General features: G+C 74.2%; 13 protein-coding genes. 11 read left to right on the forward strand and 2 right to left on the reverse strand.

The annotated features are described in order from the left end of the window. The 6 genes from ACK8OX_RS16165 to ACK8OX_RS16190 all read left to right on the forward strand — a co-directional run bounded on the left by ACK8OX_RS16165 (position 1) and on the right by ACK8OX_RS16190 (position 4714). The gene (locus ACK8OX_RS16165; protein ID WP_430665249.1) at positions 1-1446 is read left to right on the forward strand and encodes a LutB/LldF family L-lactate oxidation iron-sulfur protein; all 1446 of its coding nucleotides are present in this window, start codon (positions 1-3) and stop codon (positions 1444-1446) included. After that, positions 1443-1688 carry a hypothetical protein gene (locus ACK8OX_RS16170; RefSeq protein ID WP_430665250.1) on the forward strand — a complete coding sequence of 82 codons (246 nt, stop codon included), beginning with the start codon at positions 1443-1445 and terminating at the stop codon, positions 1686-1688. The genes ACK8OX_RS16165 and ACK8OX_RS16170 overlap by 4 nt, the downstream gene beginning before the upstream one ends. Continuing rightward, positions 1685-2452, forward strand: coding sequence for a LutC/YkgG family protein (locus tag ACK8OX_RS16175; protein ID WP_430665251.1), 768 nt, complete (start codon positions 1685-1687; stop codon positions 2450-2452). The genes ACK8OX_RS16170 and ACK8OX_RS16175 overlap by 4 nt, the downstream gene beginning before the upstream one ends. 10 nt (positions 2453-2462) lie before the next feature. Next, the gene (locus ACK8OX_RS16180) at positions 2463-3002 is read left to right on the forward strand and encodes a Smr/MutS family protein (protein ID WP_430665252.1); all 540 of its coding nucleotides are present in this window, start codon (positions 2463-2465) and stop codon (positions 3000-3002) included. A 175-nt stretch (positions 3003-3177) separates the two neighbouring features. Then, a complete protein-coding gene (locus ACK8OX_RS16185; RefSeq protein WP_430665253.1) occupies positions 3178-3573 on the forward strand; it encodes a helix-turn-helix domain-containing protein in 396 nt (131 codons plus the stop codon). Positions 3574-3652: 79 nt separating this feature from the next. Beyond that, positions 3653-4714 carry an NAD/NADP octopine/nopaline dehydrogenase family protein gene (locus ACK8OX_RS16190; RefSeq protein WP_430665254.1) on the forward strand — a complete coding sequence of 354 codons (1062 nt, stop codon included), beginning with the start codon at positions 3653-3655 and terminating at the stop codon, positions 4712-4714. Positions 4715-4738: 24 nt separating this feature from the next. Here the strand turns inward: ACK8OX_RS16190 and ACK8OX_RS16195 are convergent, their stop codons facing one another. Continuing rightward, on the reverse strand, positions 4739-5791 hold the full coding sequence (locus ACK8OX_RS16195; RefSeq protein WP_430665255.1) for an NAD/NADP octopine/nopaline dehydrogenase family protein: 1053 nt from the start codon (positions 5789-5791) through the stop codon (positions 4739-4741). Between the two features lie 13 nt (positions 5792-5804). Then, entirely contained in the window at positions 5805-6773 is a 969-nt protein-coding gene (locus ACK8OX_RS16200) for a Bug family tripartite tricarboxylate transporter substrate binding protein (protein ID WP_430665256.1), read from the reverse strand. Positions 6774-6963: 190 nt separating this feature from the next. Here ACK8OX_RS16200 and ACK8OX_RS16205 point away from each other — a divergent pair, with 190 nt between their 5' ends. The 5 genes from ACK8OX_RS16205 to ACK8OX_RS16225 all read left to right on the forward strand — a co-directional run bounded on the left by ACK8OX_RS16205 (position 6964) and on the right by ACK8OX_RS16225 (position 12023). After that, entirely contained in the window at positions 6964-7893 is a 930-nt protein-coding gene (locus ACK8OX_RS16205) for a lysophospholipid acyltransferase family protein (RefSeq protein ID WP_430665257.1), read from the forward strand. A gap of 153 nt (positions 7894-8046) precedes the next feature. Continuing rightward, positions 8047-9474 (forward strand): tRNA (N6-isopentenyl adenosine(37)-C2)-methylthiotransferase MiaB, encoded by a 1428-nt coding sequence (gene miaB / locus ACK8OX_RS16210; RefSeq protein ID WP_430665258.1) that lies wholly within the window; start codon positions 8047-8049, stop codon positions 9472-9474. Next, positions 9471-10559, forward strand: coding sequence for a PhoH family protein (locus tag ACK8OX_RS16215; protein ID WP_430665259.1), 1089 nt, complete (start codon positions 9471-9473; stop codon positions 10557-10559). The genes miaB and ACK8OX_RS16215 overlap by 4 nt, the downstream gene beginning before the upstream one ends. A 97-nt stretch (positions 10560-10656) precedes the next feature. Then, entirely contained in the window at positions 10657-11088 is a 432-nt protein-coding gene (gene ybeY, locus ACK8OX_RS16220; protein ID WP_430665260.1) for an rRNA maturation RNase YbeY, read from the forward strand. Further along, positions 11085-12023: a hemolysin family protein gene (locus ACK8OX_RS16225; RefSeq protein WP_430665261.1), complete on the forward strand. Its 939-nt coding sequence runs from the start codon at positions 11085-11087 to the stop codon at positions 12021-12023. Before ybeY ends, ACK8OX_RS16225 begins: the two co-directional genes overlap by 4 nt. Positions 12024-12069 lie beyond the last annotated feature (46 nt).

Raw genomic sequence — 12069 nt, forward strand, 5'->3', positions numbered from 1 at the left:
ATGGTCCAGGTTACCTCCCCCGCCTTCAAGCGCAACGCCGCCCGCGCGCTGGACGATCCCGGCCTGCAGAAGGCGCTCGGCAAGGCCAAGGGCGCCTTCCTCCAGCGCCGCGCCGTCGCCGTCGCCGCCCTGCCGGAATTCGAGGCGCTGCGCGACATCGGCCGCGACATCAAGAACCACACGCTGGCCCATCTCGACCACTACCTCGAGCTCTACGCCGCGAATGTGGAAAGGGCCGGCGGCCAGGTGCACTGGTGCAGCACGGCCGAGGATGCCCGCGCCGCGGTGCTGGAGATCTGCCGCAGGGCCGGCGCGCGCACCGTCACCAAGGGCAAGTCGATGATCTCCGAGGAGATCGGCATCAACGACCACCTGGAGGCGCACGGCATCCAGCCGATCGAGACCGACCTCGGCGAATACATCATCCAGCTCCGCAAGGAGCATCCGAGCCACATCATCGCCCCCGCCTTCCACCTGAACCGGGAGGACTGGGAAGCCGATTTCCGCCGCGCCCACACCGACCTGCCCGCCGACCGCGTCTTCAACGAACGCCGCGACATCCTGGCCGAGGCCCGCAGCCGGCTGCGCCAGAAATTCCTCGCCGCCGATGTCGGGATCACCGGCGCCAACTTCCTGATCGCGGAGACCGGCAGCAGCGTCATCGTCACCAACGAGGGCAATGGCGACCTGACCCAGACCCTGCCGCGGGTGCACATCGTGCTCGCCAGCATCGAGAAGACCGTCCCGACGCTGGAGGACGCGACCAGCCTGCTGCGCCTCCTGGCGCGGTCCGCCACCGGCCAGGACTTCTCCGTCTACACCACGCTGTCCACCGGCATCCGGCGCGAGGGCGACCTCGACGGGCCGGAGGAATATCACGTCGTGCTGCTGGACAACGGCCGGTCGAACATGATCGGCACCGAGTTCCAGGAGATGCTGCGCTGCATCCGCTGCGCCGCCTGCATGAACCACTGCCCCGTCTACGGCGCGGTCGGCGGGCATGCCTATGGCTGGGTCTATCCCGGCCCGATGGGCAGCGTGCTGACCCCCACCCTGGTCGGCGTGGACAAGGCCGGGCACCTGCCCAACGCATCGACCTTCTGCGGCAAGTGCGAAAGCGTCTGCCCCGTGAAGATCCCGCTGCCGAAGCTGATGCGCCACTGGCGCGAACGCGAGTTCGAGCGGCACCTGACGCCGCCCTCCATCCGCCGCAACCTCGGTCTCTGGGCGTGGCTCGCGAAGCGGCCGGCCGCCTACCGCGCGGCGACGCGGCTCGGCATCGGCGCGCTGTCGCTGCTGGCGCGCGGCCCCTGGATGAAGGGGGCGGGCGCCTTCCGCACGCTGCCCTTCGCCGGCGGATGGACGCGGGGCCGCGACCTCCCGGCGCCCGAGCCCGGCGGCACCTTCATGGCCCGCTACGCGAAGGCGCAGCGGACCCGGCGATGAACGACGAGGCCGAGCGCGTCCCGCGCGTGCCCTTCCCCGCCGGGCCGCCCCACCCGGCCGCGCGCCAGGCACTGCCCGCGCGCGTGCCCCCCCGCCCCACCGGCACGCTCGAGGAGATCCTCGCCCGCATCGAGGCCGAGGCGCCGCCCTCGCGCCTCGCCACCGACCTCGACCGCATCGAACGCGCACTGTCCCGCCTGGAACAGGCGATGCGCGAAGCCCTGGAAGACGATCAGCGATGAGCAAGGACGCCATCCTCGGCGCCATCCGCCGCGGCCTGAAGCGCGGCCCCCTGCCGGCCGACCAGGCGGCGATGGTCGAAGGGCGCCTCGCGCGCCATCCGCGCCACCTCATTCCCGCCCGGTCCCGCCTGCCGCGGGCCGAACAGGTCGCGCTGTTCATCCGCAACGTCGAGAAGGAATTCGGCACGGTCGAGCGCATCCCCGACCTCGCCGCAGTCCCCGCCGCCATCGGCGACTACCTCGCCGCCCAGAACCTGCCCGCCCGCCTCGTCATCGCGCCGCATCCCGAATTGCAGGGCCTCGACTGGTCCGCCCGCCCGATGCTGGAGGTCGAGGCACGGCGCGCGCGCGATGGCGACCAGGTGTCGCTGCAGCATGCCTGGGCGGGGGTGGCGGAGACGGGGACGCTGTTCTTTCCCTCCGACGCCACGCGCCCGACCACGCTGAACCTGCTGCCCGACACCGAGATCGTGCTGCTGCGCGCCTCCGCCATCGTCGGCGCCTATGAGGAAGCCTGGGACCGCCTGCGGGCCGAGCGGCGCGACGCGCTGACCGGCGGCTTCATGCCGCGCAACCTGATGCTGGTGACCGGCCCGAGCCGCAGCGCCGACATCGAGCAGACGCTGGAACTCGGCGCGCATGGCCCGCGCCGCCTGCATGTCCTGCTGGTCGAGGACGAGCCCGCCCCGCGCCTGGCGACGCCGGAGGAGGCGCGCGCCGAGGCCATCGCCCAGCCCGGCGGCCCCGCGGCGCCCGGCGACTGACGCAGGGCCGATGCCGCCGCGACGCAAGGGGCTGACGAAGCCGGACCAGGCGCTGTGGCGCGCCTACACGGCGGACATCCTGCCGCTGTTCGGACATGCAAGGCCGCCCGACCCGGACCCCCCGCCGCCCACGCCGGCGCCGCCCGCCGCGCCGGTCGTCGCCCACAAGCACGCGCCGCGGCCGATGCACAACCCGCCAGTGGAACTCCGCGTCGGCGAGCAGCCCGGCGGGCTGGACCACCGGCGCTGGAAGGCGCTGCGGCGGGGGGACCTGCGCGCGGAACGCACGCTCGACCTCCACGGCCGCCGCGCCAACGACGCGCATCTGGCGCTGCGCGCCTTCCTGCACGCCGCCGCCGCCGATGGCGTGCGCCACGTCACCGTGGTGACCGGCAAGGGCCCCGCGCCGGAAGGCGGGGTACTGCGGCGGGAATTGCCGCACTGGCTGAACGCGCCGGACCTGCGGCCGCTGGTGCTGGGCGCGGCGCACCCGCATCCCACCAATGCCGGCGCGGTGAACATCCTGCTGCGCCGGAAGCGCGCCAGGTGAGAGACCGGCATGTCGGCCGAACCCGCGGATGCGGCCGCCCTGCGCAGGAAGACAGGACGACGGGCCGCGGATGCGGCCCCGCGCGCAGCGCAACCGCATGGCCCCGCGCCGCAGCGCGTCGGCGCGCCAGCCAAGGCCGCGGATGCGGCCGCCCGGCGCATGAGGGCTCAAGAACATGACCCCCTTCGGCGCCCGCCTGCGTCAGCTGCGCCGCGCGCGGCGGGTCACGCTGAAGGACCTGGCCGCGCATCTGCAGGTCTCCTCCGCCTATCTCTCCGCGCTCGAACACGGCCATCGCGGCCGCCCCTCGCCGGGGCTCGTGCACCAGGTGAACGAGTTCTTCGGCCTGATCTGGGACGAGGCGGAGGAGCTGGCGGAGCTCGCGCGGCTGTCGCATCCGAAGGTCACCGTGGACACCGCCGGCCTGTCGCCCGAGGCCACCGCGCTCGCCAACCGCATCGCCGATTCCATCCGCCGCCTCACCCCGCAGACCGTCGCCGCGATGCACGCCCTGCTGGACCGCGAGGCTCCGCCCGAGAAGCCCCGCCTGCGCCGCGCCGCTGGGCGATAGACCGCGCCCGCAACGGCCGTGCCGCCTTGCGGCGCCGGCCGCGGGGCGCGAGGCTGCGCGCGCGACGGAGGGCAGGGGGATGAGGCTGGCGGTCCTGGGCGCGGGGGCGATCGGCCCGGCCGCGGCAGTGCTGGCGATGAGCCGCGGGCACCGGGCGGTGGTCTGGTCCCCGTCGGGTGCGGGGATTGCGGGGCTCGAGGACGGGATCGAGGCGGAGGGGTTGATCGAGGGCCACTTCCCCCTCGCCGCCACCGCCTCGCTCGGGGATGCGTTCCGTGGCGCCGATGCGGCGCTGCTGGCGGTGCCGGCCCATGCCTTCGCGGCCGTGCTGCCGCGCATCGCCGCCGCGCTGCCGCCCGGCCTGCCGCTGCTGGTCGCGCCCGCCGCCTCGCTCGCCCCCGTGGTGCTGGACGTGCTGATGGCCCGGCGCGGCGCGCCGGCGCGGCGCGCGCCGGTCGGCGCCATGGCGACCACCCCCGGCGGCGCGCGGCGCACCGCGCCGGGGCGCGTGCGGGTCGCGATGCTGCGGAGCGCGGTGGAGATGGCCGCCGTTCCCGCCGCCGCCGCGCCGGAGATGGCGGCGCTGGCGCGGGCGCTGTTCGGGATGGATGTCCCGCTGTCGCCCGATGCGCTGCATGCCAGCCTGCTGAACCTGAACCCGATCGCGCACGCCGCCCTTGCGCTCACCAACGTGACGCGGATGGAACGCGCCGAGGACTGGCCGCAATACGCCATGATGACCCCCTTCGCCTGCAACCTCATGCTGGCGATGGAAGGCGAACGCGCGGACCTCGCCGCCGCCCATGGGCATGTGCTGGAGGGCATCGCGACCGCGCTGCACCGCGCCAACGGCGTGCCGATCGCGCCCCTGCACGAGATGACGGCGCGCATCGCCGCGGCGCGGCCGGAGGTGCGCGGCCCGCGGACCACGGAAAGCCGCTACGTGATCGAGGACGTGCCCTTCGGCCTCTCCTACTACCTCGCCCTCGCCACGGCGCGCGGCGTCGCGATGCCCGTCACGGATGGCGTGGTCCGCACCCTCGAAGCCCTGTGGGGCCGCGACCTCCGGCGGAACCCGATGCTCGACGCGCTCGACCTCCGTGACCTTCCGCGCCTGCTGGCCGAAGGCGCGGGGCGGTAGCGCCCGGCCCGCGCCGCGGCCCGCCTACCGGGGATGCCCGTCGCGCAACAGCCGCGGCAGCGCCCCGAGGTCGAGCCCTTCCAGAAGGTCGTCCCCCGTCAGCGTCGCGCCCCACATCGCCTCCAGCACCGCGACGCTGGCCGCCGTCAGCGGCATCGCGACGCCCTTCGCCGCCGCCAACCGCAGCCACAGCGCCAGGCCGTAGGTCACGCATTCGGCCAGGTGCGCGGCATCCAGCCCCATCGGCCCCGGCGTCGCGCCGCGCGCCACTTCCAGCGCGCGGGCCATCTCGTGCAGCGACGCCTGCTTCACCCCGCCCGCGCGGTGCAGCTGCGCCGCCAGGGTCGGCACGGCGTGGCCATGCGCCGCGGCCAGCGCCACGCGCTCGGCATCCAGCCGTTCCATCACGCGGCAGACGGCAGGCGTCATCTGGCCATGCACGTCCCACGGCTCCGCGCCTTCGATCCGGGTCAGGTTCCCCATCGCGAGCGCCGCCTGCCACACCGGCTCCGCCGTCGCCAGCGCGGCGCCCAGCACGTCGGAGAGCGGGGCGAAGGGCACGCCGAACAGCCCGGCGCAGAGCCGCGCGAGGTCGGGCGCGCGGCCGGCCGGGACGGCGCCGATCTCCACCTGCTCCCGCACGGCCTGGATGCGCACCGCATCGGGCCCGGTGCGGCTGGCCACTACCGGCGGCACCGCCATGGCGCCCACCGGGCAGGCCGCGCCGCGCATCGCCATCAGCCGGTCCAGCAGCAGTGGCGCCAGCGAATGGCCCGGCGCCAGCAGCACCGGCACGCCCGCGGGCAGCATCGGCGCCACGCGGCGCAGCACCGGGCCCAGCGCATGGGGCGGCACGCTGACCAGCACCGCTTCCGCCCCCGCAAGCGCCCGGCCGACATCGACCGCCACCTCGATCCGCGCGGTGCCGGCCAGCGCGCCTTCCACCGTCAGCGTCGCGCCGATGCCGTGCGTGCCTCCGCCGCGCGGCGACCAGAGCACCACCGAATGGCCCCGGCTGACCGCCAGCGCCGCGGCGGCCGGGCCGACCGCGCCGGCACCGAGGATGGTCAGTCGCATGCGGGCGGCGGCCTCAATCCAGCGAGATGTTCAGCGGCGCCGCCACGCGCGTCCAGCGCGCCAGGTCGTCGCGCAGCAGGGTCGCGAATTCGGCCGGGCCGCTGCCATTCGCGGTGGCGCCGAGCCCCTCCAGGCGGGGCTTCACCAGGCCGCCTTCCAGCGCCGCGGCGAATTCGCGTCGCCACCGCTCGACCACCGGCGCGGGGGTCGCGGCAGGCGCCGCCACCCCGGTCCAGATCGAGGCCTCGAAGTCGCGCACGCCGCCCTCGATCAACGTCGGCACGTCCGGCGTGGCGGGGAAGCGTTCGCGGGAGGTGACGCCGAGCACGCGCAGCTGCCCCCCCGCGAAGCCGAGCACGGAGGGGACGGAGACGAACATCAGCGCGATGCGCCCGGCCATCAGGTCGTTGAAGGCGGCCGCGGCGCCGCGATAGGGCACATGCTCGACATTCAGCCTCTCCCGCGCCTTCAGGTCCTCCATGATGAGATGCGTGTTGGTGCCCGTCCCGGTGCTGGCATAGGGCAGCGGCTCCGGCGCGCGGCGGGCGAAGGCGAGGAGGGAGGGGATGTCGGAGGCGGGCAGGTTCGGCGCGGCGAGCAGCGCGACGGGGCTGTCCGACAGGTGGATGACCGGCGCGAAATCCGCGATCGGGTCGTAGGGCAGGCGCCGGCCGATCGCCTTGGCGATGGTGAGCTGCCCCGCCGTGGCCAGCAGCAGCGTGTGGCCGTCCGGCGCGGCGCGGGCGACTTCCTGCGCGCCGATGATGCCGCCCGCGCCGGCACGGTTCTCCACCACCAGGTTCTGGCCCACGGACTGGGAGACGGCCTGCGCGAAGAGCCGGCCGAGCACGTCCTGGCTGCCGCCCGGCGCGAAGGGCACCACCAGCCGCACCGGCCGGTCGGGCGCCCAGGGCGCCTGCGCCCGGGCGAGGGCCGGCGCGGCAAGGGCGGCGCCGAGCAGGAGGCGGCGCGGGATCGGCATGGGATGGCTCCGTCGGCGATGCGGCATAGGCCCCAACCTGCCGCGCCGCCGCAAGATCGGCAACGCGCCCCATGCCGCCGGCGGCACGGTCCGTCGGCCGTCCCGGCCGGGCGGGGAGGCGACGGCGCCTTCACCATCATGTCGTTCCTCCTTCATTGCCCTGTCGTCGGGCGCGGTCTAAGGCGCGGTCATGGAAGCCACCGCCCGCCTGACCACCCCGGAGGCGCTGCGCCCGCGGCGGCTGCGGCGGCGCAAGGCGATCTCCTTCTCCGCCTCGGACCCCGACAGCATCTGGGGCGACGTGCTGGGGCTGCGGCCGCTTGGCGGGCGGTTCAGGGCGGTGCGGCGGATGGTAACGGCGCTGGCCTGGACGCTGCTCTGCATCCCGGTCCAGGCCCTGCTGCTGCTCCTGCCGGGCCGCGGCAGGCTGGTCTTCCCCAAGGTCTACTACGCGGTCCTCTGCCGGCTGATCGGCCTGCGCATCCAGGTGGTGGGCGAGGCCACGCGCGACCGCCCGGTGCTGTTCGTGTCCAACCACACCTCCTGGCTCGACGTGCTGGTGCTGGGCGCGACGCTCGAGGCCTGCTTCGTCGCCAAGTCCGAGGTCGGGACCTGGCCGCTGATCCGCACGGTCGCGCGGCTCGGCCGCACCGTCTTCGTCAGCCGCAGCCGCAGCGGCACGAAGGGGGAAGCCGGCGCGATCCGCGAACGCATGGGCCGCGGCGACAGCATCATCCTGTTCCCCGAGGGCACGACGAGCGACGGCGGGCGCGTGCTGCCCTTCCGCAGCGCCTTCCTGTCGGTGGCCGACCATGCGCGGCTGGTGCAGCCGGTCTCGGTGGTGTTCGACCGGTTGGGCGGGCTGCCGGCCTGCCGGCGCGACCGGCCGCTTTTCGCCTGGTACGGCGACATGGACATCGGCAGCCATTTCTGGCGCCTGGCGCGGCGGCCCGGGGCGCGTGCGACCGTGGTGCTGCACGCGCCGGTCGACCCCGCCGCCTATCCCGACCGCAAGGCACTGACCGCCGCCTGCGCCGCAGTGGTGGCGGAAAGCTGCGGCGTGCTGCGGCAGAACCGGCCGCCGGTGCCGCTCGTCGCGCCGGCAGCGCTTCGAGCTTGACCCGGCTCGATCCGCACCCGCAGGCTTCCCGCGTGACTGCGACCCGCACGCCCCTGCGGTGCCGGCCCGAAGCTTGACCCGGGCACGGCAACTCCGCACATCCCCCGCTTCGCCCCGCCGGAGGCCCGGCGGGCCGGCGGAGTTTTCGGCCCGATGAGCGTTCCCGACCCGCGCGCGGCGGACCGCGCGACCCCGCCCCGGAAGCGGCTCTACATCCGCACCTGGGGCTGCCAGATGAATGTCTACGACAGCGCCCGCATGGCGGATGTGCTGGCCCCGCTCGGCTATGCGCCGGCCGAGGCGCCGGACGGCGCCGACATGGTGGTGCTGAACACCTGCCACATCCGGGAGAAGGCGTCGGAGAAGCTGTTCTCCGAACTCGGCCGTCTGCGCCCGCTGAAGCAGGCGAAGGAACGGGAAGGCGGGCGCATGATCCTCGCCGTCGCGGGCTGCGTCGCCCAGGCCGAAGGGGCGGAGATCGCGGCCCGCGCCCCGCATGTCGACCTCGTGCTCGGCCCGCAGACCTACCACCGCCTGCCGGAGCTGGTGGCGCGGGCGAGCCGCGCGGCCGGCGCGGTGATCGACACCGACTTCCCCGCCGACCAGAAATTCGACCACCTGCCCGAAGCCGCGGCCCCGCAGGGCGTCACCGCCTTCCTCACCATCCAGGAAGGCTGCGACAAGTTCTGCTCCTTCTGCGTCGTCCCCTATACCCGCGGCGCCGAATACTCCCGCCCCGCCGCCGCCGTGCTGGAGGAGGCGCGGCGCCTAGTGGCGCAGGGCGCGCGGGAGGTCACGCTGCTCGGGCAGAACGTGAATGCCTGGCACGGGGAAGGCCCGGATGGCCGCGTCTGGGGCCTCGGGCGGCTGATCCGGGAACTCGCCGGGCTCGATGGGCTGGCCCGCATCCGCTACACCACCAGCCACCCGCGCGACATGGATGACGACCTGATCGCCGCGCATGGCGAGGTGCCGGCCCTGATGCCCTTCCTGCACCTGCCGGTGCAGTCGGGCTCGGACCGGATGCTCGCGGCCATGAACCGCGGCCACGGGGCGGCGGAGTACCTGCGGATCGTCGACCGGCTGCGCGCGGCGCGGCCCGACCTGGCGCTGTCCTCCGACTTCATCGCCGGACATCCGGGCGAGACGGAGGCGGACCATGTGGCGACGCTCGACCTCATCCGGCAGGTCGGCTTCGCGCTCGCCTTCTCCTTCAAATACTCGGCCCGCCCTGGCACGCCGGCCTCCGGCGCCCCATTTCAGGTCGCGGAGCGCGACCGTGACCGCCGCCTGCAGGAGATCCAGGCCTTGCTGCGGGAACAACAGGCCGCATTCAACCGTTCCCGCACCGGCATGCAGTGCGACATCCTCTTCACCGGGCCGGGGCGGCACCCCGGACAGGTTGCCGGGCGGAGCCCCTGGCTCCAGCCGGTCTTCGCCGAAGGGCCGACCACGCTTGTCGGGCAGGTGCATCGCTGCACCGTGACCGCGGCCCATCCCAACTCGCTTGCCGTGCAGGTCGACGGCAGCGCGATCGGACCACCAGACCGGAACCCCGAACAGGAGAAGGCCGCCGCTTGAACACCCCCCCCGCCGCTGTCGCCCTCCGTCCCGGTGACGCCCGCGCCAGCCAGCGCGCCGCCTCTCCGGATGCCCCGTCCAGCCGCGTCGTGACGCTGCAGTTCGACGACAACGCGCTGCTGCCGCTGCTCTACGGGGAACACGACCGCAACCTCGCCCGCATGGAGATGCGGCTGGGTGTCAGGGTCGGCAGCCGGGGCAACCGGCTGACCATCACCGGCACGCCGGAGCGGACGGAGGTGGCCGAGGCGGCGCTGGGGGCCTTGTGGCGACGGCTGCAGAAAGGCGAACACGTGGGTGCGTCCGAGGTGGAGGCCGCCATGCGCATGGCGGAAGGCGTGCAGGAGGCGGATCCCCGCCTGCCCCTGCAGGACATCCCGGCGATCCGCACCCGCAAGGGTGCGATCGCCCCGCGCACGCCTGCCCAGGCCCAGTACATCGACATGCTGGCGCGCCACGAGATGGTGTTCGGCATCGGCCCGGCCGGCACCGGCAAGACCTACCTCGCGGTCGCGCAGGGGGTGGCGCTGCTGCAGGCGGGCCGCGTCGACCGCATCGTGCTGTCGCGCCCGGCGGTGGAGGCGGGGGAGAAGCTCGGCTACCTGCCCGGCGACCTGAAGGAGAAGGTGGACCCCTATCTCCGCCCGCTCTACGACGCGCTGCACGACATGATGCCGGCGGAACAACTGACCCGCCGCATGACGGCAGGCGAGATCGAGGTCGCGCCCCTCGCCTTCATGCGGGGCCGCACGCTCGCGCATTGCTACGCCATCCTGGACGAGGCGCAGAACACCACGCCGGCGCAGATGAAGATGTTCCTCACCCGCATGGGGGAGGGATCGCGCATGGTGGTCACCGGCGACCCGACCCAGGTGGACCTGCCGCCCGGCCAGAAATCCGGCCTGGCGGAGGCGCTGTCCATCCTCGACGGCGTGGACGGGATCGCGGTGGCGAGATTCGCCGAGCGGGATGTGGTAAGGCACCCGCTGGTGGCCCGCATCGTGGCCGCTTACGGGCGCGCGGACGATGCCGCGCGCGGCGGCCGGGGCCGGTCGGGTTCGGAGAGAGATGGAACCGGAAAGTAGTCGTCCCGGCCCGCGAGGGGCCGGGAAGTGGATCGAGGACAGGACCGCCGCCACGGAGGTGTCGGTGGTCCTGGCGGCGCCGGGATGGCGCGCCGCCGTGCCCAGGCCGGAGGAGGTCGCGCGCCGCGCCGCCGCCGCCGCGCTGGCCGAAGCGGGTGCGACCGGCGCGGTCACCGTGCTGCTGGCCGATGACCGCGCGGTGAAGCGGCTGAACGGCACGCACCGCGCCAAGGCCAAGCCGACCAACGTGCTGTCCTTCCCCGCCGGCGCGGGCGGCCATCTCGGCGACCTCGCGCTCGCGCTCGGCGTCGTCCGGCGGGAAGCACGGCAGGCCGGGCGGCGCACCGCCGACCACCTGGCGCATCTGGTGGCCCATGGCGCGCTGCACCTTGCGGGGCACGACCACCTGGCCGCCGGCGAGGCGCGGCGGATGGAACAGGCGGAGGCCCGCGTCATGCGCCGCCTCGGCCGTCCGAACCCCTGGAAGGAAGGTCGCGCGGGGGGCCCGCGGGGACGGGGCGCGGCATGAGCGGCAACGGCAACGGGGCCGGGCACGGCCATGGCGGCCAGCCCGACCGCCGCAACACCTTCTTCGCGCGCCTGCAGGGCCTGCTGCGGAAGCGGGAGGCCGAGAGCGTCCGCGACCGGGTGGAGGAACTCCTCGAGGACCGGGACCAGGAGCCGGGCGGCCTGCCGGACGATGGCGAAACCGGGCTCGACCTGCATGAGCGCGTGCTGCTGCGCAACGTCCTACGGCTGCGCGACCGCACCGCCTACGACGTCATGCTGCCGCGCGCCGACATCCTCGCGATGCCCGAGGACCTGACGCTCGACCAGGCGATCCGGCTGATCCAGCGCGAGGGGCACAGCCGCTTCCCCGTCTACCGCCAGAACCTCGACGACATCGTGGGCATGGTCCACATCAAGGACGTCATCGCCGCGGTGGGCCGGGACCCGGCCGCCTTCTCGATGAAGGCGATCCTGCGCAAGCCGCTGTTCGTGGTGCCGACCGTCCCGGTGCTCGACCTGCTGCTGCAGATGCGCGCGGCGCGCATCCACATGGCGCTGGTGGTGGACGAATACGGCGGCATCGACGGGCTGGTGACCATCGAGGACCTGGTGGAAACCATCGTCGGCGACATCAGCGACGAGCATGACGAGGTGAACCAGCCGACCATCCAGGAACGCCCGGACGGCACGATCGAGATGGACGCCCGCACCACCATCGAGGCCTTCGAGGCGAAGATGGGCAGCGTGCTGACGGACGAGGAGCGCGCCGCCGACATCGACACGGTGGGCGGCCTGGTCTTCACGCTGGCCGGGCGTGTCCCGGCGCGGGGCGAGCTGATCGGCCACCCGAGCGGGCTCGAATTCCGCGTGCTGGAAGCCGACCCGCGCAAGATCCGCCGGCTGCGCGTCCGCCGCCCGGGCGTGGGCGGGGAGATGCCGAAGGCGGCTGAGTAGCAGGAGAATCACCCCCGCTCCGCCCCCCCCCCGCATCCGCGGGAAG

It is taken from the genome of Falsiroseomonas sp. CW058, from assembly GCF_050563535.1.
Classification (GTDB): Bacteria; Pseudomonadota; Alphaproteobacteria; order Acetobacterales; family Acetobacteraceae; genus Falsiroseomonas.

Coding starts and splice junctions, on each gene's coding strand:
- ACK8OX_RS16225 (WP_430665261.1), top strand. CDS start 11,085: ATGAGCGGCAACGGCAACGGGGCCGGGCACGGCCATGGCGGCCAGCCC.
- ACK8OX_RS16200 (WP_430665256.1), bottom strand. CDS start 6,773: ATGCCGATCCCGCGCCGCCTCCTGCTCGGCGCCGCCCTTGCCGCGCCG.
- ACK8OX_RS16185 (WP_430665253.1), top strand. CDS start 3,178: ATGACCCCCTTCGGCGCCCGCCTGCGTCAGCTGCGCCGCGCGCGGCGG.
- ACK8OX_RS16165 (WP_430665249.1), top strand. CDS start 1: ATGGTCCAGGTTACCTCCCCCGCCTTCAAGCGCAACGCCGCCCGCGCG.
- ACK8OX_RS16175 (WP_430665251.1), top strand. CDS start 1,685: ATGAGCAAGGACGCCATCCTCGGCGCCATCCGCCGCGGCCTGAAGCGC.
- miaB (WP_430665258.1), top strand. CDS start 8,047: ATGAGCGTTCCCGACCCGCGCGCGGCGGACCGCGCGACCCCGCCCCGG.
- ACK8OX_RS16170 (WP_430665250.1), top strand. CDS start 1,443: ATGAACGACGAGGCCGAGCGCGTCCCGCGCGTGCCCTTCCCCGCCGGG.
- ACK8OX_RS16190 (WP_430665254.1), top strand. CDS start 3,653: ATGAGGCTGGCGGTCCTGGGCGCGGGGGCGATCGGCCCGGCCGCGGCA.
- ACK8OX_RS16205 (WP_430665257.1), top strand. CDS start 6,964: ATGGAAGCCACCGCCCGCCTGACCACCCCGGAGGCGCTGCGCCCGCGG.
- ACK8OX_RS16180 (WP_430665252.1), top strand. CDS start 2,463: ATGCCGCCGCGACGCAAGGGGCTGACGAAGCCGGACCAGGCGCTGTGG.
- ACK8OX_RS16195 (WP_430665255.1), bottom strand. CDS start 5,791: ATGCGACTGACCATCCTCGGTGCCGGCGCGGTCGGCCCGGCCGCCGCG.